General features: G+C 44.3%; 24 protein-coding genes. 17 read left to right on the top strand and 7 right to left on the bottom strand.

All coding sequences use genetic code 11. The features are described from left to right. Window positions 1-22: 22 nt before the first annotated feature. Window positions 23-724: a (5-formylfuran-3-yl)methyl phosphate synthase gene (locus O8C65_11085; GenBank protein ID MCZ7357468.1), complete on the top strand. Its 702-nt coding sequence runs from the start codon at window positions 23-25 to the stop codon at window positions 722-724. A 13-nt stretch (window positions 725-737) separates the two neighbouring features. Here O8C65_11085 and mqnE read toward each other — a convergent pair whose 3' ends face one another. The 3 genes from mqnE to O8C65_11100 are packed head-to-tail and all read right to left on the bottom strand — an operon-like array spanning window position 738 to window position 3,222. Beyond that, entirely contained in the window at window positions 738-1,895 is a 1,158-nt protein-coding gene (gene mqnE / locus O8C65_11090) for an aminofutalosine synthase MqnE (GenBank protein ID MCZ7357469.1), read from the bottom strand. Then, window positions 1,873-2,706 carry a TIM barrel protein gene (locus O8C65_11095; protein ID MCZ7357470.1) on the bottom strand — a complete coding sequence of 278 codons (834 nt, stop codon included), beginning with the start codon at window positions 2,704-2,706 and terminating at the stop codon, window positions 1,873-1,875. Before O8C65_11095 ends, mqnE begins: the two co-directional genes overlap by 23 nt. Then, window positions 2,707-3,222, bottom strand: coding sequence for a ferritin family protein (locus tag O8C65_11100; protein MCZ7357471.1), 516 nt, complete (start codon window positions 3,220-3,222; stop codon window positions 2,707-2,709). Window positions 3,223-3,318: 96 nt separating this feature from the next. Between O8C65_11100 and O8C65_11105 the strand changes: the two genes are divergently transcribed. Next, window positions 3,319-4,134 (top strand): CBS domain-containing protein, encoded by an 816-nt coding sequence (locus tag O8C65_11105; GenBank protein MCZ7357472.1) that lies wholly within the window; start codon window positions 3,319-3,321, stop codon window positions 4,132-4,134. On the opposite strand, the gene O8C65_11110 is transcribed toward O8C65_11105, so the two are convergent. Continuing rightward, complete coding sequence (locus tag O8C65_11110; GenBank protein ID MCZ7357473.1) at window positions 4,128-5,003, bottom strand: CBS domain-containing protein; 876 nt, start codon at window positions 5,001-5,003, stop codon at window positions 4,128-4,130. The two genes, O8C65_11105 and O8C65_11110, sit on opposite strands and share 7 nt — an antisense overlap. A gap of 128 nt (window positions 5,004-5,131) precedes the next feature. Next, window positions 5,132-6,406 carry a bifunctional hexulose-6-phosphate synthase/ribonuclease regulator gene (locus O8C65_11115; protein MCZ7357474.1) on the bottom strand — a complete coding sequence of 425 codons (1,275 nt, stop codon included), beginning with the start codon at window positions 6,404-6,406 and terminating at the stop codon, window positions 5,132-5,134. Window positions 6,407-6,522: 116 nt separating this feature from the next. Between O8C65_11115 and O8C65_11120 the strand changes: the two genes are divergently transcribed. From O8C65_11120 to O8C65_11130, 3 genes are read left to right on the top strand one after another with little or no spacing between them, the layout of a single operon-like run. After that, on the top strand, window positions 6,523-7,251 hold the full coding sequence (locus O8C65_11120; GenBank protein ID MCZ7357475.1) for an ABC transporter ATP-binding protein: 729 nt from the start codon (window positions 6,523-6,525) through the stop codon (window positions 7,249-7,251). Beyond that, the gene (locus O8C65_11125) at window positions 7,248-7,937 is read left to right on the top strand and encodes a heme exporter protein CcmB (protein MCZ7357476.1); all 690 of its coding nucleotides are present in this window, start codon (window positions 7,248-7,250) and stop codon (window positions 7,935-7,937) included. The genes O8C65_11120 and O8C65_11125 overlap by 4 nt, the downstream gene beginning before the upstream one ends. Before the next feature lie 53 nt (window positions 7,938-7,990). Then, entirely contained in the window at window positions 7,991-8,677 is a 687-nt protein-coding gene (locus O8C65_11130; GenBank protein ID MCZ7357477.1) for a cytochrome c biogenesis protein, read from the top strand. A gap of 5 nt (window positions 8,678-8,682) precedes the next feature. Here O8C65_11130 and O8C65_11135 read toward each other — a convergent pair whose 3' ends face one another. After that, window positions 8,683-9,264: a 30S ribosomal protein S3ae gene (locus O8C65_11135; protein ID MCZ7357478.1), complete on the bottom strand. Its 582-nt coding sequence runs from the start codon at window positions 9,262-9,264 to the stop codon at window positions 8,683-8,685. Window positions 9,265-9,434: 170 nt separating this feature from the next. Here O8C65_11135 and O8C65_11140 point away from each other — a divergent pair, with 170 nt between their 5' ends. From O8C65_11140 to O8C65_11195, 12 genes are all read left to right on the top strand, one after another. Beyond that, window positions 9,435-10,475 (top strand): elongation factor Tu, encoded by a 1,041-nt coding sequence (locus O8C65_11140; protein MCZ7357479.1) that lies wholly within the window; start codon window positions 9,435-9,437, stop codon window positions 10,473-10,475. A gap of 6 nt (window positions 10,476-10,481) precedes the next feature. Beyond that, complete coding sequence (locus O8C65_11145) at window positions 10,482-11,258, top strand: bifunctional fructose-bisphosphatase/inositol-phosphate phosphatase (protein ID MCZ7357480.1); 777 nt, start codon at window positions 10,482-10,484, stop codon at window positions 11,256-11,258. Next, the gene (locus O8C65_11150) at window positions 11,259-12,086 is read left to right on the top strand and encodes an NAD(+)/NADH kinase (protein ID MCZ7357481.1); all 828 of its coding nucleotides are present in this window, start codon (window positions 11,259-11,261) and stop codon (window positions 12,084-12,086) included. It abuts the gene before it with no gap. A gap of 37 nt (window positions 12,087-12,123) precedes the next feature. Further along, window positions 12,124-12,609 carry a crossover junction endodeoxyribonuclease RuvC gene (gene ruvC / locus O8C65_11155; protein MCZ7357482.1) on the top strand — a complete coding sequence of 162 codons (486 nt, stop codon included), beginning with the start codon at window positions 12,124-12,126 and terminating at the stop codon, window positions 12,607-12,609. Between the two features lie 414 nt (window positions 12,610-13,023). Next, on the top strand, window positions 13,024-13,284 hold the full coding sequence (locus O8C65_11160) for a hypothetical protein (protein ID MCZ7357483.1): 261 nt from the start codon (window positions 13,024-13,026) through the stop codon (window positions 13,282-13,284). Next, window positions 13,284-14,048 (top strand): hypothetical protein, encoded by a 765-nt coding sequence (locus tag O8C65_11165; protein ID MCZ7357484.1) that lies wholly within the window; start codon window positions 13,284-13,286, stop codon window positions 14,046-14,048. Before O8C65_11160 ends, O8C65_11165 begins: the two co-directional genes overlap by 1 nt. 254 nt (window positions 14,049-14,302) lie before the next feature. Further along, entirely contained in the window at window positions 14,303-14,893 is a 591-nt protein-coding gene (gene ruvA, locus O8C65_11170; protein MCZ7357485.1) for a Holliday junction branch migration protein RuvA, read from the top strand. Window positions 14,894-14,896: 3 nt separating this feature from the next. Continuing rightward, window positions 14,897-15,883: a Holliday junction branch migration DNA helicase RuvB gene (gene ruvB / locus O8C65_11175; GenBank protein MCZ7357486.1), complete on the top strand. Its 987-nt coding sequence runs from the start codon at window positions 14,897-14,899 to the stop codon at window positions 15,881-15,883. Between the two features lie 57 nt (window positions 15,884-15,940). Then, complete coding sequence (locus O8C65_11180) at window positions 15,941-16,903, top strand: ABC transporter permease (GenBank protein MCZ7357487.1); 963 nt, start codon at window positions 15,941-15,943, stop codon at window positions 16,901-16,903. Window positions 16,904-16,994: 91 nt separating this feature from the next. Further along, window positions 16,995-17,897, top strand: coding sequence for an ABC transporter permease (locus O8C65_11185; protein ID MCZ7357488.1), 903 nt, complete (start codon window positions 16,995-16,997; stop codon window positions 17,895-17,897). Beyond that, window positions 17,872-18,858, top strand: a complete 987-nt coding sequence (locus O8C65_11190; protein MCZ7357489.1) for an ABC transporter ATP-binding protein — start codon at window positions 17,872-17,874, stop codon at window positions 18,856-18,858. Before O8C65_11185 ends, O8C65_11190 begins: the two co-directional genes overlap by 26 nt. Window positions 18,859-18,913: 55 nt before the next feature. Beyond that, window positions 18,914-19,777, top strand: coding sequence for an ATP-binding cassette domain-containing protein (locus O8C65_11195; GenBank protein ID MCZ7357490.1), 864 nt, complete (start codon window positions 18,914-18,916; stop codon window positions 19,775-19,777). A 293-nt stretch (window positions 19,778-20,070) separates the two neighbouring features. Here O8C65_11195 and O8C65_11200 read toward each other — a convergent pair. After that, a partial coding sequence (locus O8C65_11200; GenBank protein MCZ7357491.1) for a hypothetical protein occupies window positions 20,071-20,801 on the bottom strand: 731 nt, incomplete at its 5' end.

The raw sequence follows: 20,801 nt of genomic DNA on the forward strand, positions 1-20,801 counted from the left end.
GCATCAATCTGATTCAATGATTATGAAATTACTTGTAAGCCCGATCAACGTTGAAGAAGCAAACATCTGCAGACTCGGTGGAGCGGATATCATAGACGTGAAAAACCCCAGGGAAGGTTCCCTTGGTGCTAATTTCCCATGGATGATACGCGCTGTGAAAAAAGCCGCGGGCAAGGTGCCGGTGAGTGCAACAATTGGCGATTTTAATTATAAACCCGGTACTGCATCACTGGCAGCGCTGGGGGCAGCAGTGGCGGGGGCAGAATACATCAAAGTGGGATTGTATGATATCCAGACAAAGGAGCAGGCTCTGGACATGCTGACCAATATTGTTCGCTCGGTTAAGGACTTTGATAAGAATAAGAAAGTGGTGGCATCCGGTTATTCAGATTTCAAGCGGATCAATTCTATCTCGCCTTTTGAACTACCTGCAGTTGGGGCAAAGGCTGGTGTGGATGTAGTAATGATGGATACGGGCATCAAAGATGGACGCTCAACCTTCGAATTCCTCCAGGAACAAGAGCTTACTGAATTCGTTAAGAGCGCGCAAAAGCACGGACTTCAAACAGCCATTGCAGGAACGATCACGTTTGTGGACATCCCGGCGTTAAAACGCATTTCACCAGACATCATTGGAGTAAGGGGCTGCGTGTGCGGAGGGGACCGTAATTCAGCCATCCAGAAGGAACTTGTGGAACGATTGAAAACTGAGATTCAAGAGTAATAAAACCGCATACTCAATTATATTCCTTTATCACTTTATAATTTGTAGTCCTTTCCACCGGTATCCTGCCTGCATTCTTGATCAAATGTATAAGCCTCTCTTTAGGCATATACTCCGGCGATACGCTCCCTGCAGCATGTGTTATGCGCTCTTCCATTACGGTACCGTCGATATCATTCGCACCGTAATGCAGCGCGATTTGAGCTATCTTCTCCCCAGCCATCACCCAATAGGTTTTGATGTTATTGACATAACCGTTCAACAAAAGCCGCGAGACTGCGATTGTCTTCAAGTCGTCAAACCCTGTGGGACTGAACTTAACAATACCTCTCTTTTGAAGGTCGGTATTATCAGGGTGGAATCTTAAAGGTATGAATGCCTGGAATCCCCGGGTCTTTTTCTGAAGTTCTCTTATCCTCAGAATATGGTCCACAATATCTTCTGGTGTTTCGATGTGACCATAGAGCATAGTGGCATTGCTCCTTACGCCCAATTCATGTGCTTTCTCCATGACCTCAAGCCACCTTTCACCGCTAACCTTGTGAGGACAGACCTTTTGTCTCGTCTTTTCATTGAATATCTCTCCTCCGCCTCCAGGGAGACTGGTGAGCCCTGCGTTTTTCAGGCGCAAGAGCACCTCGCTTGCGCTCATTCCAGTCGTTTCAGCAAGATACCCTATCTCCACTGCGGTGTAAGCCTTCAATGACATATCAGGATATTTTTCATGGAGCCTGGCAAGCACTTCTTCATAGTATTCGAAAGGTAGTTTCGGGTTGAGAGAACCCACGATGTGCAATTCAGTGGCGCCCATTTGTGAGGCTTTTTCAGCTTTTTCCATTATCTCATCTATGCTGAGAGTAAAAGCGCCCTTCTGTCCCTCTTCCCTGAAATATGCGCAAAAACTGCATTTTGAGATGCAGATATTGGTGTAGTTTATGTGACAGTTAGTTACGAACATGACATTGTCACCAACAGTTTTTCTGCGCACGTGATCTGCAAGTGACCCGATAAGTGAGAGGTTCCTTGACTCCAGAAGACTCATGCCATCCCCGAAATCAAGTTCTTCCGAAGCCTGTATTTTTTCTATTATTGAAGAGAGGTCTTCCATCGGATTGTTCTTATACGCAGATAGTAAATAAGGGCATCGTTCAGCGTTGCTTCTTGAGTTCATCAAATTCTCTTTTCAAAAGCAATGCATCCTTCTCCAGATTCGGGCTCTCGCATATCACCATCCCCTTGATATCAAGATCAATAAAAGCCTGTGCAAGCTCTTTATATTTGAAATCGGATTCTGCAAATTCGAGGTGCCTTTTCTCCCCTTTATCCGAATATTCGATCCCGGAGACGTGGATATGTATATTATCAAGCCCATCACGTCCAAGTTTATCTTCAACGCGCCCCAGGATGGATGCAAACTCCCCCCTTGAATTATTTTTCCCCGTTACGGCATGCAGGTGGGAGAAATCAATGCAAGGCAGAACTCCTTCTACTTCGGTTATGTCAAGAACTTCATCCAGGCTTCCGAACTTCGAGTTCCTTCCCATAGTCTCGATACGCAGCGTTATGTTCACACCTTCGCTTTTTAGGCGCTCCAGAATCTCGATCAACTGCTTTCTTATTTTTTGATACACGTCCTTACGCGATGCTCCCTGGCCAAAACCAGCATGGATTATAACGCTTCTGGCGCCACAGATATTTCCAATTCTTGCTGAATTCAGGATTCTTTCTCTACTCTTGATGAGTGTTTCACCATCGCCATTGAGGTTTATATAATAGGGAGCATGCACACTCAATTTTATATCAAGTCGTTTTGCTATTTCGTTCACTTTGTGTGCAGTCTCTTCTCCCATCTTGACGCCGCGAACAAACTCAAGCTCCATGCAGCCAAGACCGAGTTCATGAACCCGTTCGATGCCGGAGATACTATCGTTGCCTTTTGAGCTGATCGGTGTGCCTGCTGTGCCAAAGAGCAAGCCTTCCATTCAACCCTCTATCGTTGGAGGGGAGTAACCATACCACGAGCCCTCCTGATTGAGGTAATACAGAGCATCTTCGAGCGTTCTCTTATGTTCTTCCTCAAAATGTACCAGTTTCAAAAACAGGTCCTTACTTGATTCAATCTCCGTTCTCTGAGCGCTGTTTGAATATAATTCAATAGATCTCTTTTCTGTCCTGATCCCCAGCTCGAGGACATCCTTTGTCTCTGCTATACCTAAAGGCTCGAGGGATTCTGGAAATATGCGGCGAGCTTTTTCCCTGTTCTCTTTGTCCAAAACCTTGATATCGATGGATGCTCCTGAGATTTTCTTGTATTCTTTCTCAAGCAATTCCCTGTGTTCCCCTTCATCCCGTGCCAGTCCCCTGAAAATCCCCTTTGCGCTATCACCTTCAACGAGTTCGCTAAATATCGAATAGTACTCTTTCCCAAAGACCTCGATCGATATCGACTCTTTTAAAATTTCAAGAAGTATCCTCTTTTGATCGTTCGTAGTATTCACCCAATAGAGGTTGATTTCAATAGATAATAAAGTTTGGTATGCGACATGTTTAATGGGGGCAAAACCATTTACGTTAGATAGCCAATAGATGCCACCATGACAGACCATCCAAAAGTCAAGGACTATATGACACAGGAAGTGGACACCGTTTCTCCTGAAAATACGGTCAAGGATGTCATAAATCTTATAAGAAGGACGGGCCATGATGGTTTTCCGGTCGTTGAGGATAACAGGGTCACCGGATATGTATCTGCTGCAGGATTGCTGGAAAAAGGGCTCGGTGAGAAGATCGCCAACGTTATGAGCCGGGATATACTTGCGGCAGATACCGAGATGGATATGAGCGATGTAGCAAGGGTGATATTCAGGTCAGGAAAATCCAAATTACCTGTGGTGGATCAAGGCGGGCATCTGCGGGGTATAATCACAAATTCCGATGTGATACGCTCACACATTGAAAGAACAAGCCCGCAAAAGGTATGGACGCTCAAGAAGACCCTTGAAGCCATCCATAATATCCATGTTGACGTCGTTCGCGAGACTGTCAATATAGATGAACTTGTGCCAACGCAACCTAAGGTTTATGCAGATGAACTCGACGGGAGGATATACGAATTGAAAAAAGGGTTGGCTGAGCCCATAGTTGTAATAAAAAAATCCAACAAACTCATACTTGTTGATGGTCATCATAGGGTGATAGCGGCAAAGAAACTTGGCATAAAAAGCATGGACGCTTATGTCATTCCGCTGGGTGATAATGTGCAACTGGGGATGGAAAAAACCGCCGCATCCGCAGGGCTCCATACCCTTTCGGATGTCAAGATACTCGATTATGCAAAGCATCCATTGATCGAGATTACAAAAAGATTAAAAAAGAATGATGAGAATGGTTTGACCGATATAGCTCAATAAGCAGAGAGTCGATCCAGGATATCCGTTTTTGAAATAAGCCCTACGAATTCCCCGTTGACCTTTACCAGAAGACGTCCCACTTTCTCTTTATTGAAGACTTTTACAACCTCATAAAGTGGGGTTTCACCATCTACGGATATTATTTTCTTCGTCATTATATCCTTTATCTTAAGGCTGGTTCTTCCTTCAGCAAGTGTTTTCCCGATATCTGTGAGGGTGACTATACCTACGATGACATTCTTGTCCCTTACAGGCGCACCATGGATCTTATTCTCAACAAGTATCCTCGAGGCTTCCTGAATTGTCGCTATCGACGGGATCGTGATAGGTTGTTCATTAATATAATGTTTGACAGGTTTCTTGGGAAGGGAAATCATTTCCTGTATAACGAACAATACGGTATTCTGCGTATCATCCCTTCCAATCACTTCTCCACGGATCACCAACTTATTGACAGGTGTGGGGCCTATTGTTATTGCGTCTCCTATATCGATCTTTTTAATGTCCCCGATAACATGCACTGTGGCATTGCACAGGTCGGGATGTCTTACCGTTGTAAAACTGATCTCCGCAGCAGTTGCATTAGGAATAACTTCTTCATTGCGTTTTATAGGTACTACTGTTTCCTTTTCAAGTTCATACAAGCAGAGGGCACGATAGGTTTCTCCCGTGGCTTTATATCCTCCCTTCGGTCCGGGTACCCCTTCCACCAACCCAAGTGCTTTGAGCGACTGCATTTGATTCCTGACCGTTCCCGGGTTCCTGTTTATTATTTCAGCGATATCTTCCCCTTTAATGGCCTGTTTCCTTTCCCTATATAAACTGATCAGGGCCGTTAGAATTTCTTTCTGAATGGGCGTAAGTTCCATAAAGTCTCCTTAATTGTTATTATTATCAGTTATGTATGTAATCTATAATACTTATATATGTATTTATTGACGCTGAGTCATTCATTTTACAATAAAAAATATATTTTTATATATTTAAATTCTGTTTTTTATCTTTTCTCCCATTTTTCAAGCTGTAATACCTCGGAAAGCGTCTTTCCCATCTTGATCTCATGGCGGATTCTGCTCTCGTTTTTTTCCACTTCGATCGCACGCCTTGCGATCTCGTATCCCCTTTCTTTAGGTATGACCACAACGCCGCAATCATCCCCAGCGATCAGATCACCGGGTTTAACTGTCTGTCCTCCGCATTGTATTTCGGCATTGATCTCTCCTAATCCTTTGGGTTCCCCCGCGTTCGGCACTATGGAGACCGCAAAAACAGGAAAGTTAAGGCACCTTATGTCATCCACGTCCCTGACCGCACCATCGATTACCACTCCTGCAATGCCTTTATTTATGCAGCTTAAGGTCGCCAGCTCTCCCCATGGGGCGACGTGTGGGCTGCCGTTATAGATTACGATAACGTCCCCCTCTTCTGCAATATCGATTGCCTCCACGGTCTTTGCCCAGTCCCCTTCAAAGGTCTGTACCGTGACAGCCCTTCCCACCATCTTAATGCCCGGACAAATGGAATGGATGTTTTTCATAGCACCTTTCCTGTGCATGGCATCAGATATGTTGGGCGTAGAAACTCGTTTGAGCAGCTCGATCGTTTTCTCGTGCAAGGATTTTTCAGGTTCTATAGAGATATGCGGGGCATCAATACTCTGCCGGATAGCTCTCGCTGAAGCCGTTACACTGGATGAGCGAACGATATTTCCTCCCACGATAACAATGCCAGCACCTGATAATATCGCATCAGCGGCACTTTGCGCGTCAAGACCCCCCGCCACCGCGACAGGCACACTGAGCTTGAGTTTTTTCAGTATCCTGACAGGGTCTTCTCCCATCATCTGCTGGTCAATGCCGACATGGATATTGATGTAATCGATGCCAAGCTCTACTAATTCTTTGGCCCTTTGTGCCGGGTCCTCTGAAGAGATCAGGTCGGCCATGAGCTTTACACCATATTTTCGTGCCGCTCTGGCAGCATCCTGAATTGTTGAGTTATCCGAATTTCCAAGAAGTATGATGATATCCGCACCTGCTTTTGCTGCCATCTCTATCTCCATAGCGCCTGTGTCAACGGTTTTCATGTCCGCGAGGATGACATGTCCCGGGAATGCCGCTTTGAGCTGTCTGATCGCATCCATGCCTTCGCTCTTGATCAAAGGCGTACCTGCTTCTATCCAGTCAGCTCCCCCTTCCACTGCCTCTTTAGCGATCTGGATGGCACGCTCTGTCTCTAAAACATCAAGCGCGACCTGAAGTATAGGTCTTATAAAATCACCATTGGATAAATTCGTGTATGTGATTAAAGCTTTAATGGTTAAATTTCATTAATCCGTGATACGACAAAATATTAAGAGAAAATATAAAGCTTGAATGTGTTTATTTAGTGAAAGCAGGAGAAATCGATATAATATCCATTGAGAACCTTTCAAAGACATTCGGCACCAACATTGTTCTGAGAAATATCAATCTTCGCATTGAAAGAGGTGAATTCCTGACGATCTTTGGCCCCAACGGCGCCGGAAAAACCACCCTCATCAAAATAATCTCCACCCTGGTAAATCCCACCTATGGCAGAGTCGTTATAGATGGGATCGATATCAAAGAAAATCCCATCGAGATCAGAAAAAAGATAGGGGTCATCTCTCACGATACCTTCCTGTACCATGAACTGACAGCGGCCGAGAACCTGCGCTTCTTCGGGAAGATGTACGGCACATCGGATATAGAGGCTCGAATAAACGACCTGATAAAACAGGTCGGATTGAGCTACAGGAGAAATGACAGGGTGAGGACTTTTTCAAGGGGTATGAAACAGCGCCTTTCGATCGCAAGAGCTTTGATCCACGATCCACCGGTGCTTTTGCTCGATGAACCTTACACAGGGCTGGATCAGCATGCCAGCGCCACTTTTGACAGGATACTTTCAGGGACGAACGCAAATGACAAGACACGAGTTCTTATTTCTCATGACATCGAACGAGGGATCTCATTGTGCGACAGGGCTGTCATCCTTACTGATGGTCATATTGTCCATGAAATGAGCAAGAGTGAGATCCGCGACCTCCTGCAGTGCAGGGCAATATACGAAAGATACGTGGCGGAGCGCACATGAAGTTCCTTGAGATAGCCAGAAAGGACCTTAAAGCAGAGTTCCGCACCAAGCAGATGCTCAATTCAATGATGATATTCGCGCTGCTCGTCATTGTTATATTCAGTTTCGCTTTCGGGAGCGAGGCTTCCATATATATCAAGGACATTAATAAGAAAGTAGTGGATTTACTTGCCCCGGGAATTCTCTGGATAGCATTCACTTTTGCTGGGATGCTTGGTCTTTCAAGGTCATTCGCGGGTGAAAAGGAAGAAGGGTGCCTTGATGGTCTTAAGCTGTGCCCCGTGGAAAGGAGTGAGATATATAACGGCAAAGTGATCTCCAATGCGGTCCTAATGTTTTTGATGGTGGTCATAACAATACCTGTTTTTGCAGTGCTTTTCAGTTATGATATCTTGAATATCTCAGGTCTGGTACTGGTAGTGATCCTGGGGACTCTCGGATTCATCTTCGTGGGAACGCTTCTCTCCGCACTTGCCGTCAATACAAGGACGCGGGAGATCCTGCTTCCTGTGATTCTTTTCCCGGTTCTCCTTCCTGTTATACTCTCGGCCGTGACCGCAACAGGGATCATGCTGGCAAAAGGTGAAATTTCCGAAATAACCGGCGAGTTGCAGATCCTTGCTGCGTATGATATAATTTTTTTTATTGTGGCACAGCTTGTATTTGAATATACGATCGAAGACTGAATCGGAATGACAAAGATAAATATTATTACCACACAGGTAAAGGTGGAGATAATATGCTAAAGAAAATACTTTTTTCCCTTACCGTTGTATTGATACTTGTTTCCATATATCTGGTTTTTTTTGTTGCTCCTATTCCGATCAATCCTGGACAGGCAGTCGGAGACAAGAACAACTTCAAAATATTCTATTTCCATCTCCCGATAGCAATATCCTCATATCTTGGTTTTGCGATCGTGTTCATTTCAAGCATCTTATATCTTCGCGGCAAGCAACAGAAATGGGACATAATTGCCTTGTCGGCTGCTGAAGTCGGAGTGATATTCGCTTTTTTAACTCTTGCCAGCGGATCTGTATGGGCAAAGTCCGCATGGGGAGATTACTGGGTGACATGGGATGTGAGGCTCAACACTTCACTCGTACTGTTCCTGATATACCTCTCTTACCTGACGATCCGCCAGGCTGTTGAGGAACCTGAGAAAAGGGCGAGGCTATCAGCCGTTTTTGGAATAGTTGGTTTTATTGGCGTACCTCTGAGTTTCCTGTCCATAAGATTATGGACAAGAGGCACGATGCATCCCGTTGCAGAACTGGATTATACCACGTTCGGACCTCTGATGATGACATTAATTGTGAATTTTGCGGCATTTTTCCTGCTCACTGCATCCCTCATCGTCCTCAGGGTTGACAATGAGAAGATAAAAGAAAAGGGAAATGAATTAAAAAGAGTGAAAGGTCTATAAAAAAATTATGAGGCTACAGGTTCAGCCTCTATTTCTGTCTTCCTGACCTCGACTCTTCTGAGGGGATATATCGGCTTAACGTCATGATAAATATTAGCAGAGAGCTTCCCTGTAACGATTTCCTGGACGAACTGAGCCAGATCCAGTTCTTTCGCTCTTGAGATTATGACATTATTCATTATCAAGCGGATGGCTTTTATCTGATTAGCTCGCGCCCTTTTTATGGTGAAGCATGAAGGTTTGACTCTTATGGTATAATCATCCTTGGTCTTCACTGAAATGTTTGATTCTATGCTCGATGTCTGTCTTTTTACAAGTGAGCGCAGGTAATCCTGCGTAAGCTGATGCCCTGTGAATTTTGTATATGCCGAGTCTCCGCCGACGCGGTCCACTTTCAGAAGCAGTTTGATGTTCTGCTTTGACATATCGTTGGTCAATTCCCCAAGGGTTACCTCGATGACCCTTCCCATTAATTTCTCAGGCACATCTGCTACTGTTTCTCCGATGTTTGCTTTTCCGAACATGTCGGGTGCGACCATGTTGTACCAATTTTTAGCTTTCCAGCCTTCTGTTTTTGTAACTGCCAAATAAGTTCCTCCAGATTATTGGGATCGAAAATGTGAACCATGTTCACAAATCATTTGCTTAATAAGGCATTCAATACTTAATACTTTTGGAGCGGCAAAACTGAGGCGCTTAAATCCAGAGAACGCCAATTTCATATATTATCAGACTTATTATAACGTGGAGTCTTGTTATGGCAAATATATCGATCATAGGCAGCGAGAAATCAGGGAGAACAAGTCTTGCCGCAAACCTTGGAAAGAAGGGCACCGAGTCGGATATTACGCTCTATAATTTTGTAAAAGGAGATCAGATCTATTCTTTTGTCGACGCTAATGGCTATCCAGGCTCTTTGAAATCCCTGATCAACGCAATAAATCTCTCGGATATCGCCCTTATCTGTGTTCCATCAACTGGATTAAATGCACAGGTAGGCGAATGTATCGTTGCACTTGACCTGCTTGGTAACAAACGCGGGTTGTTCTTGATCACAATGTCGGACACATCAAACCCCGTGGCGCTTTCTGGGCTGTCTGAAAAAATAAAGGCCATAACAAAAGGCACAAACCTTGAGAGCTGGGGATCAATTGCCATCTCCACAACAAGCTTTGAAGGAATGGAAGACCTCAAGGGGAAAATTTTCGCGCTGGGAGAGGAAGCAAGCAGAAGCAATTCTGCAAAGAACGACCTTCCTACTCGCGTGATAGTGGACCATTTCTTTAATGTGACAGGTATAGGATGTGTGGTGCTGGGCGTCGTGATCCAGGGGACTCTCAAGATGCATGACAACCTTAACGTTTTTCCAATAAACAGGCCGACGGAGATACGATCCATCCAGAGCAATGATGTGGATATGAAATCCGCGAATGCCGGCATAAGGGTGGGACTTGCGCTAAAAGGAGTTCAGTCAAAGGATTTCGACCGTGGATATTTAATTTCGCAGAGGGAAGAGGTATCTTCCAAATTCAGCCTGAAATGCCGACTCACGAGGTTCACATCCGGGCTCGGCGTAGGGGATACCGTTCATCTATTCGCAGGGCTCCAGGTGATGCCTGCAACGATCGGGACCATTTCAATAGCAGGCAAAGATGTCACACAGGCTCCGCCGGGTTCTGAGTGTGACGTTTCCATGACGACCCAGAGCAATATCGCATACACTAAAGGTGATCGATTCCTTATCGCACAGCTCAACAATCCCAAACAGAGGCTTGTTGCAGGCTGTGAGGTCGTGTAAAAACTGATGTCTTTCTATGAACTTTGCAATAATGCTGCCGAGGCGGTCGAAGAGGCTGTTTCAGACCTTATAGGAAAACCCGAAGCGGCGGTTATGCTTCGTATCGGGGCTGACGGCACCCCTACAGAGAAGATAGACGAAGTCGCCGAGAACGCTGCGCTTTCCACGCTTCTGGCAAGTGGCAAGTCTATGCGTTTTGTGAGCGAGGAACTGGGCGAAAAAACGATTGGCAAGAAACCTGATTTCACTTTCGTTCTTGACCCGATCGACGGCACCTTCAACGCAGTAAACAATATCCCCTTTTTCTGCGTTCCTGTTGCGATAGGTAATTCTGACCTGTCGGATATCAGGTACGGGTACGTAAAGAACCTGGTCAACGGGGATATCTATACTGCGGAGAAGGGAAAAGGTGCATACTTGAATGGAAAGAAAATACATGTTTCAGATCTTTCGAATTTATCCCAATTAAGCGTAATATCCTACAGCCACAAACCTTTTGCAATAGCGATCAATAATCACAGCGTCAGAAGAGTAAGAGTATTCGGGTGCGCTGCTCTTGAACTCTGCTATATCGCATCCGGAATATTCGACGCGTTCTTCGACATGCGCGGGATGCTCCGCGTCACAGACATAGCAGCAGGGAAACTTATTGCTGAGGAAGCGGGCGGGCTTGTGACCGATGGAACGGGGAAGTCTCTTTCCACGCCCCTTGATGTGAAACAGCGGGTGAATGTGATTGCCAGTAACGGACGCGTCCATCAAAAATTGCTTGAGCTTGTATAGGTGCATATGAAAAAAATCGGGTTGATCTCCAGATGCGACAGGGACGATGTGCTTGCTCTTGCTGACGAGATCGTAAATCACCTCAGCTCAAATGTGGAAGTGCTCATAGATATGAAGACGGCCGAGAAAATCCATCGTAAGGGTACGCCTGTTGCTGAAATGAGAAAAAAAGGAGCTGAATTCGTAATTTCCATAGGGGGTGATGGGACCGTGCTTCGCGGGATCCAGAAAATGGAGGACCCTCTCCCTGTGCTCGGGATAAACATGGGAACTTTCGGGTTCCTTGTGGATGTAGATCCGGAGGAGGCGCTCACGGTCATAGATAAGGTGCTTTCCGGTTTTGAGGTGGAAGATCGCTCCCGGCTTGCGATCATGCTCAATTATGAGCCTCTTCCTCCCGCCACCAATGAAGTTGTGATAATCACAGCAAATCCCGCAAAGATCTTGTCTTACAGGATATTCGTGGACAAGAACCAGTTAGAGGAACTGAGGGCGGATGGTGTGGTTTTTGCCACGCCCACGGGCTCCACGGCCTACGCCATGAGCGCGGGCGGGCCCATAGTGGACCCGGGCGTTGACGGCACGGTGATAGTCCCATTGGCTCCTTTCAAATTATCGTCGCGTCCTTGGGTTGTCCCGGCCAAAAGTGAGATACGGGTGGAACTCACAGTCCCGAAAAAGGAAGCTGTGATCGTGATAGACGGACAGCATACGAGAAAGATAAAAGAAGATGACACGATCTTTATCACGAAAGCGGATAAGCCCGCAAGGTTCGTGAAGACGAGGAAGGATGGGTTCTACGAAAAAGTAAAAAGCAAGCTTGCATGAATAAGATAGCCAAAAAAGGTTATGCTATTTAGGAATTATGATCATTATCGGAATTGACCCAGGACTTGCCACTGTCGGCTTTGGGGTCTTACGAAAAGAGAAAAACACGATAACACCTGTCAGCTATGGATGCATAAGAACCCCTGCTGAAAAACAGGTTCCTGAACGTCTTCTGGAAATATACTCTGAGATCTGCACATTGCTTGAAAAGTATGCCCCGTCCGCGGTCGCAGTCGAGAGACTCTTTTTCAATAAGAATGTCACAAACGCGATGAGCGTGAGTGAGGCAAGGGGTGTCATCTTTCTTGCCGTGCAGCAAAAGAGTATCCCGATCTTTGAATATACCCCGAACCAGATAAAACAGGCCATTACAGGCTCGGGGCGGGCGGATAAAAGACAGATGCAGGAAATGATAAAAAGGCTTTTGAACCTGGATGAACTGCCGCAGCCCGATGATGCGGCGGACGGGCTTTCGATTGCTTTATGCCATATAAATATAATTGAAACTGGATTATGCCATTAATAACGTTTTTTATGGCTGTGAGCGTGTGTGGTCTATTCATTCGGAATAGGCTCAAATTGAAAACTAACTCCCGCCAATCCCTAAACTTTATCTTATTTTTAGGAAGTCGAGCCCCATAAACGCAATATGAGGCATTTTTTGTCTTTAAGCGGTACCAGTCTATTTTTAATAGCAGGGCGATTGATGACGGCATGAAAGATTTTATCAGTGCATGCTCAAGGCAATATAGGCGAATTTTAACTGGAGAAATAAAGGTGTTCAGTAAGTTTTTATATTATGTGCTTTATATGTATACCTTATATAGAGAGTTTCCTCGCCTAAAGCAAAAACTATATAATACAATAATTAAAGAGTATACGGTGGTGAAAGGCTCCAAAACTTTTAACATAAAAATTCTTATAGAGGATGTACCCAATGAATGACGAAGAAATAAAATTTGAAGAAATTAATCTCGAAGAAAAAAGGATTTTATTGGACATTCTTGGTTATGAAGTTGGCGAAGCCGGTATACTTTTAGATAAAAATACTAAGAAAGAGCATATCTGTCCAATAACAGACAGCGTTGTTTTTATTGAGAATGCGTCTGTTTTGCCTGGCTCCTCCGTTGTTATTAACACTTCTGAACTTTCTTTAGCGGAATATTTTACAAAATTCGTTGAAATGCGATGTAAGTAATGATTATTCCTGCCGATATACCTCCCGACCTTCTAGATAAAACTCTTCCTGAACTTTTAAAACTTGTTGCCTTACAAAAACTAACAGGAAAAATATTAGATTGGGCTACACAAAGAATAAAGGAACTGTGGGAGAAACGAGAGTATGGATTTACTCCTGAACCTGATGTCGCCTCTGGGCTACAAAAAATTAGTAAAAGCGACGCATATAGAAGAATGAAAGAGTGTATCGGAAATCATCGTTTTTTAGGATTGGTAAAACTTGGGTTCAGAGTTGATGAACTTAACGAACAGGGAAATACAACAGCAATAGCCAAGATTAAGAGTAATGTATTTGAAAAACATGGGGTTGAAGGAATTAGAATACTTACAATGGGTACAACAGGAGTACTTACGGGAATAATCCAGTACCTTAGTGACATGAAACTCAAAAACGATTATAGCCAAGCTATTATGGCAGACCATTTTGAGAAGATTATTAAAAACTGGATGCAGATAACGATATTCCATCAGGCAGTACAAGGGCAAAGAACATTAGAAAAAGGCATTCTTACTTATATGAAGGCTAACTACGATATATTTTTTGTATTTTCGATGGGCACCGCAAGTGAACAAGCCACAAAACTTATTGCACAACTTAAAAAAGATGGAATCATTAAGAAGAATGGGTATATGTTTGACCTATATCGAAGAAGGGAAGTGGCTGGAAGAGTAATGCATACGTGGGTATTCCAAAATATAAAAGAGTGGAGACCATTTGTTTGAGACGGTCATCTTTAATTTTATTTCCATGAATATGAACAATAAACACTGAGATTAAATACAAACCTCTGACTAGTTGGGATATTAGCGAACAATTCAACGAATATCTATTTATCATAAATCATATAATTACAAACATATTTTTATATCCCAAGGAACACCTCTAAAAACGAAACTAAAAATATAAAACAAGCATGTATAGAAGATATGAATAATTACATAATTTCAAATTTCATATTAATATAATGAGATAATATATGATTTCACATATATATGGCGAGATCGCGCACGTGGGCGGAGGATTTGTTGTGATCGATGTCGGGGGCATGGGATATCAGGTCAATGTGACAAAACCTGTGTTGCAGGAGCTTGCTACAAAAAAAGAAAAAATAAAACTGTACACATACCTCCATGTCAGGGATGATGCCCTGATGCTCTATGGGTTCATGACATCTTCCGAGCTTGAGATGTTCAAACTTTTAATAAGTGTGACGAGGGTTGGCCCGCAGATAGCGCTATCCATCCTGTCCCAGATAAAGATCGAAGAACTCGCTGGAGCTATAATCTACGAGGATGAAAAGATCCTGACAAGTATTTCAGGTATCGGCCCGAAAAATGCCAAGAGATTGATACTGGAACTCAAGGATAAGATAAAAAAGAAAATGGAAAATTATCAGGGTCACATTCCTTCGAGCAATGTGAATTATGACGCAGTTAGCGCGCTTGTATCGCTTGGATTCACACAGCGTGAAGCCCAGGAAGCCGTGGATTCTGTTTCATCGGGATTGAAAGAGCCCACAGTCCAGGTATTGATCAAAGCCGCACTTACAAGATTGAAAGAGCGTTAGAGTATGGAAGAAAGAATCATCACCCCGGTCTTGCTGAATGAGGAAAAGGAAGATATAACCATCCGTCCAGGCCGGCTTGACGAATTTATCGGTCAGAATGCCCTGAAGGAATCCCTGAAGGTATTCATCGAAGCCTCAAAAAAACGCGGCGAACCTCTTGACCACATCCTCTTTTCAGGCCCGCCAGGACTCGGGAAGACAACGCTTGCCCATATAATAGCCCGTGAGATGGGCACCGGTATTAAAGCCACGTCAGGACCTGTCCTGGAAAAACCCGGGGACCTGGCGGCAATCCTGACAACACTAAAGAATGGTGATGTGCTATTCATCGATGAGATACACCGCTTGAATTCTGTTATAGAGGAAATACTCTATCCTGCAATGGAGGATTTTGAGATCGATGTAATGATAGGGGAGGGACCGAGCGCCAGGTCGATAAAGCTTGATCTTGAGCATTTTACCCTTATAGGTGCGACCACAAAAGTGGGCCTTCTGGGTTCGCCTTTCAGGGACAGGTTTGGTTTCATATCACGTCTCACCCTCTATGAAGTCGGTGAGCTTGTGCAGGTAGTAAAGAGAAGTGCCTACATACTGGGAATCCCGGTAACGCAGGACGGATCGGTGGAAATAGCCAAACGCAGCAGGGGCACGCCCAGGATCGCGAATCGGCTGCTCCGGCGTGTGAGGGATTTTGCTATGGTGAGGGCCCAAGGAGAGATTACGCAGGTGGTGGCAGATAATGCGCTTACTATGCTTGGTATAGACAAACTCGGACTGGATGACCTCGACAGGCGCATACTTTCTGTGATAGCGGATGATTTTGATGGAGGACCCGTAGGCGTGAAGACCATTGCAATCTCAGTGGGCGAAGAGGTCAGGACGATAGAAGAAGTTTATGAACCATATCTTATCCAGATCGGATTTATAAAGCGAACGCCGCAGGGAAGGGAGACAACCCCGGCTGCAAGGAAGCATATCGCAGCATCATGACGAGGCAAAACTTTCGGGCGTCACATTTAAAATAGGCACACGTAGATATACTGTCTCATGAAAAAGGGTTATATTGCTGAGCGCCTTATTTATACTGCCCTTATAGCCTGGGGCGTCATGACCGCTGCTTTTGTCATTATAAGGTTAGGCCCGAATTCTCCTGCCGACAGGTATATTGCCAATCTCGGTGCCGGTCATAACGTCACCCAGGTCGCGGCTGCCATAGAAGCGAGATACGGGTTGAATAAGCCACTCTACGAGCAGTATCTTGAATACATGAGTTCCCTTCTGCATGGGGACTGGGGCTGGTCCTTTTCTACTTCAATGCCCGTGATGGAATTGATAAAGACCCACTGGTTCTACTCTTTTCAGCTCATTCTACTCTCATCGATTTTTGCAATCTCCCTGGGTCTTCTTATTGGTATCTATTCTGCGGTCAAGAAAGGCACGAAGTTAGATCATTTGGCAACATTTTTCTCTTTTATCGGTATTTCGATCCCGAATTTCTGGCTGGGTATAATGCTTATCCTGATATTTTCAGTCAGGTTAGGCTGGTTCCAGACTTATTACGACACAGGCCTGCCCACGTTCTCTCTGGCCAACGTGAAAGCCCTGATACTTCCAGTCATAACCCTTGGCACGGGAATGGTGGCTGGATACAGCAGGTATGTGAGGTCCTCGATGCTCGAGAACTTGCGCAAGGACTTTGTAAGGACAGCCCGTGCAAAAGGACTTCCTGAATATGTGGTGATAGGAAAACACGTGTTCAGGAACGCATTATTGCCGATATTAACGATAATCATGTGGGATATGAGCGCTATCGTTTTTGGAGGAGCTTACCTGACAGAGGTAATTTTCGGGATACCAGGTCTTGGGAGGATTTCTTTTAATGCGATATTCGCGGATGATTATGCCGTGGTAATGGCGGTAACTCTGATAAGTGCTTTTGTCACCCTGCTCTTTAACCTGATTACAGATATTGCATATACACAGCTTGATCCTAGGGTGAAGTATGATTAGATTGGACATTCTGAACATTCCAGAAGGGAAAGACATCTTTTTTACCCTTCCGATTTTATATTCGAATAATGTTCATAGAGGTTAAACAGATATGATCATTGCACAGCGCCAATGGGAGAAGATAAAAAATAATAAATCCGCATTCCTGGGGCTGATATTTATAATCTTCCTGTTCGCGACCGCTATTTTTGGTCCTTTTCTGACCAGAAATCCCAATGAAATTAATTTTAACGATAAGAATCTTCCGCCCGTTGGCTTCAGCATCGAGCAGTCGGTTTACAATCTAAAGACGCAGGCGCTTGAGACAATCAGGAAGGAGGGAAACTGGGAACACCCGATGGGTACGGACGACAAGGGGAGGGACATGTTAGCCATGTTAGTTTCAGGAGCGAGGGTATCTCTGGAAGTAGGCTTTCTCGCAACAGGTATTGCAATACTGATCGGAACTATCATAGGCGTGACATCCGCATATTTCGGAGGTGCCTTTGACAATGTTCTAATGAGATTCACGGATGTGATAATGACATTTCCTTTTTTCCTGCTGCTTGTTCTGATAGTTTATATGTACGGCGCGAACATGATTTTTATAATCCTGGCAATAGGGCTCACGGGATGGACCGGGACTGCAAGATTGGTGCGCAGCGAGGTCCTCTCCCTGCGCACAGCGGATTTCATTACAGCTTCAAAAGCCCTGGGAGCAAGCGACCTGCGGATAATCTTTCATCATCTGATTCCTAACGCCATGAGTTCGATCATAGTTATCACGACGCTTTCGATCCCCGGCGTGATCCTCGCGGAGGCGGCACTCTCATTTATCGGTCTTGGGGACCCGACAGTAACGAGCTGGGGAAGAGTGCTAAATGCCGGGCAGGATAGCCTGGTAACGACCTGGTGGGTAGCTGTTGAGCCTGGAATAATGCTATTCCTTACAGTCCTTGCTTTCAATTTTCTTGGAGATGGTTTAAGAGATGCCTTTGATCCGAAAAGTGAATAATGGAAATACTGAGGCTGTCTTGAGTGTGGAGAACCTGAGGACATATTTCTTCACAAAAAAAGGCATCGTCAAGGCAGTTGATGATATTTCTTTTGATCTTAATAAAGGTGAGATTCTCTGCATCATCGGCGAATCGGGTTCAGGGAAAACAGCAACTGCCCTATCTATTTTAAGACTTATAGAAAAGCCGGGTGAAATCGTCGATGGTAGTATCTTGTTTCAAGGAAAAGATATCTTGAAATTGAAGGAGGAGGAGATGCGAAAGATAAGAGGAAATAAAATATCTATGATCTTTCAGGATGCATCATCCTCCCTGAATCCTGTACTGCGGATTGGCGATCAGATAAACGAATCTCTCATGCTGCACCTTCAATTAAAGAAGGAAAAAGCCAGGGAAAAAGCTATTGATATTTTGACATCGGTTGGAATCCCTCATGCCGGGGAACGCCTGGATGAGTATCCGCACCAGTTCTCAGGAGGCATGAAACAGAGGGTAATGATCGCAATGGCTCTATCGTGCAGCCCTCTTGCACTTATTGCAGATGAACCGACCACGGCACTCGATGTGACCATCCAGGCACAGATTCTCGACATATTCAAAGAATTGAAATCTGGTATTTCGATATTGTATATAACACACGACCTCGCGGTAGTTTCTGAAATCGCGGATAGAATCATAGTGATGTATTCAGGGAAATTCCTGGAAGAAGGAGATGCAGGTGAGCTTTTGGAGAACCCAAAACATCCTTATATGCAGGGCCTGATGGGGTGTTTGCCATCGGGGAAGGGAAGACTTGTATCCATTCCCGGAAGCATCCCGAGCCTGATCGATTTGCCTCCCGGCTGCGTGTTCAATCCGAGGTGCACTCATGCAATGGAAATCTGTAAACAAAGAATGCCTGGTGAGACAAGAATTTCAGACAGGCATTCAGTGAGGTGTTATCTCTACGGCACTGCTTGAAGTAACTGACCTGAAAAAATACTATCCTCTGACCAGCGGTTTCCTGTACTCAAGGATGACAGGGGAAGTGAAGGCGGTTGATGCTGTATCCTTTTACATAAATGAGGGGGAGACCCTTGGTCTTGTGGGTGAATCGGGCTGTGGCAAATCCACGCTCGGAAGGACAATTATCCGATTGGAAACGCCCACATCAGGTAAAATCTGTTACAAGGGAAATGATATTTCCAGTCCAAATATAGGAAACCTGAAATGGCTTCGAAAAGAAATGCAGATGATCTTCCAGGACCCTCATTCGAGCCTTGACCCCAGGATGACTGTGGGCGATTCCATAGATGAGGCATTTATTATCCATGGAATAAAAGAGGAAAGTGCTGAACTGCTGGAAAAGGTAGGGCTCACATCGGATTTTGCCTCCCGCTATCCACATGAATTGAGCGGTGGCCAGAAACAGAGAATAGGTATCGCACGGGCCCTGGCGGTCCGTCCAAAACTCATAATTGCAGATGAACCCGTGAGCGCCCTTGATATATCGGTACAGGCCCAGATCCTCAATCTCCTGATGGACCTTCAAAAAGAATATGGATTGACCTATTTATTCATAGCCCATAATCTTTCCGTGATAAGGCATATCTCTGACAGGGTGGCGGTCATGTATCTCGGCAAGATAGTGGAGCAGGGAATTAATGAAGAGATTTTCAATAATCCATTGCATCCATACACGCAGGCGCTTTTATCCGCAGTTCCCGGCATGAGAACCAGACGTCAGCCTTTGCGTGGAGAAGTCCCCTCTCCCATAAATCCTCCAAAGGGCTGCAGGTTCCATACGCGCTGCCCGAAAAAGATGAAGGTCTGTGAGGAAAAAGAGCCTGAGTTTATAGGAAAGGAGCATGGAGTGGCCTGCCATTTATTTGGTTTATGATTATGGAACAGATGATTTGATATCTATTCGACCTGCGATTTTTTAGGTGACCGTTTCAATTCGTGTTGGTAGTTAGGTCAATGTGCAACACAACACAAATATCTTCTTTGCCTAAAACTTTTAGTTGGTAGTTAATCCAAATGTTAATCACAAGTACATATATTGTTTTCTGACACAATGCAAGGAGTAGATTTAACGTCTCCCTGGAAGACAGCGGTCTACTCCCTCACGACAGCTCAATTAAGAGTCATATAAATATTCTTATCAGATATAAGAAAAAGAATATGCCAAAGTCAAGTTATTTTTGGAACAACTGAAAATCCATTGTTATTCCAGTTTGCAAAGTTATCTGCTGTATCGTTGAATACAACACCTTTGTCTGTCGTAACCGTAATATCATCTATATACAAACCGCCATTTCCACCATTAGAGTAAGGTAAATTAAAGAACAATATTTTTATCTCTTTACCAATATAACTAGACAGGTCTATTTTATGTGTAGTCCAAGGCTGTTTACCATAAAATATTGAAACACTACAAACATCTGTACTATCACAGATCTTTCGCTTAGCTTCCTGATAATATGAACTCACAGAATAATTTATTTTATATTCAAGAGTCGCTGAATTAACCCCCTTTAGATTTATGTAATTTTTTGTTTCAATATTAGACGTATATTTGCCAGACCAGAATACATTGTTTATTGAATTCGTCAACCGAATAGCATCTATATGGGGGAAACAACATGTGTTATCAGCAACAATTTTGAGCGTATGAATACCTGAGGTTGTTATAGTTAAGGTTCCTTGCTTTTCCCAGATTCCAGAACTCAGATACCAGCTTCCAGTGCTTGAAGCGATCCCATTATCAATAACTTTAACATTGTCAAGATATATATCCTCTGGACGAGACCATTCCGCAGCATATTTTATCTCAAGATTGTAAGAACCCACAGATGGAAAGTTAATATCATATTCTACAGAATTTGGACTACTGCCACCATTAAAAATATGCTTGCCACCTG

This window comes from Candidatus Methanoperedens sp., assembly GCA_027460535.1.
GTDB lineage: Archaea > Halobacteriota > Methanosarcinia > Methanosarcinales > Methanoperedenaceae > Methanoperedens.

What these genes read in the sequence shown, in the direction of transcription:
- O8C65_11085 (MCZ7357468.1), top strand. Translation starts at nt 23, where the DNA reads ATGAAATTACTTGTAAGCCCGATCAACGTTGAAGAAGCAAACATCTGC.
- mqnE (MCZ7357469.1), bottom strand. Translation starts at nt 1,895, where the DNA reads ATGAACTCAAGAAGCAACGCTGAACGATGCCCTTATTTACTATCTGCG.
- O8C65_11095 (MCZ7357470.1), bottom strand. Translation starts at nt 2,706, where the DNA reads ATGGAAGGCTTGCTCTTTGGCACAGCAGGCACACCGATCAGCTCAAAA.
- O8C65_11105 (MCZ7357472.1), top strand. Translation starts at nt 3,319, where the DNA reads ATGACAGACCATCCAAAAGTCAAGGACTATATGACACAGGAAGTGGAC.
- O8C65_11110 (MCZ7357473.1), bottom strand. Translation starts at nt 5,003, where the DNA reads ATGGAACTTACGCCCATTCAGAAAGAAATTCTAACGGCCCTGATCAGT.
- O8C65_11125 (MCZ7357476.1), top strand. Translation starts at nt 7,248, where the DNA reads ATGAAGTTCCTTGAGATAGCCAGAAAGGACCTTAAAGCAGAGTTCCGC.
- O8C65_11130 (MCZ7357477.1), top strand. Translation starts at nt 7,991, where the DNA reads ATGCTAAAGAAAATACTTTTTTCCCTTACCGTTGTATTGATACTTGTT.
- O8C65_11140 (MCZ7357479.1), top strand. Translation starts at nt 9,435, where the DNA reads ATGGCAAATATATCGATCATAGGCAGCGAGAAATCAGGGAGAACAAGT.
- O8C65_11145 (MCZ7357480.1), top strand. Translation starts at nt 10,482, where the DNA reads ATGTCTTTCTATGAACTTTGCAATAATGCTGCCGAGGCGGTCGAAGAG.
- ruvC (MCZ7357482.1), top strand. Translation starts at nt 12,124, where the DNA reads ATGATCATTATCGGAATTGACCCAGGACTTGCCACTGTCGGCTTTGGG.
- O8C65_11160 (MCZ7357483.1), top strand. Translation starts at nt 13,024, where the DNA reads ATGAATGACGAAGAAATAAAATTTGAAGAAATTAATCTCGAAGAAAAA.
- O8C65_11165 (MCZ7357484.1), top strand. Translation starts at nt 13,284, where the DNA reads ATGATTATTCCTGCCGATATACCTCCCGACCTTCTAGATAAAACTCTT.
- ruvA (MCZ7357485.1), top strand. Translation starts at nt 14,303, where the DNA reads ATGATTTCACATATATATGGCGAGATCGCGCACGTGGGCGGAGGATTT.
- ruvB (MCZ7357486.1), top strand. Translation starts at nt 14,897, where the DNA reads ATGGAAGAAAGAATCATCACCCCGGTCTTGCTGAATGAGGAAAAGGAA.
- O8C65_11180 (MCZ7357487.1), top strand. Translation starts at nt 15,941, where the DNA reads ATGAAAAAGGGTTATATTGCTGAGCGCCTTATTTATACTGCCCTTATA.
- O8C65_11185 (MCZ7357488.1), top strand. Translation starts at nt 16,995, where the DNA reads ATGATCATTGCACAGCGCCAATGGGAGAAGATAAAAAATAATAAATCC.
- O8C65_11190 (MCZ7357489.1), top strand. Translation starts at nt 17,872, where the DNA reads ATGCCTTTGATCCGAAAAGTGAATAATGGAAATACTGAGGCTGTCTTG.
- O8C65_11195 (MCZ7357490.1), top strand. Translation starts at nt 18,914, where the DNA reads ATGACAGGGGAAGTGAAGGCGGTTGATGCTGTATCCTTTTACATAAAT.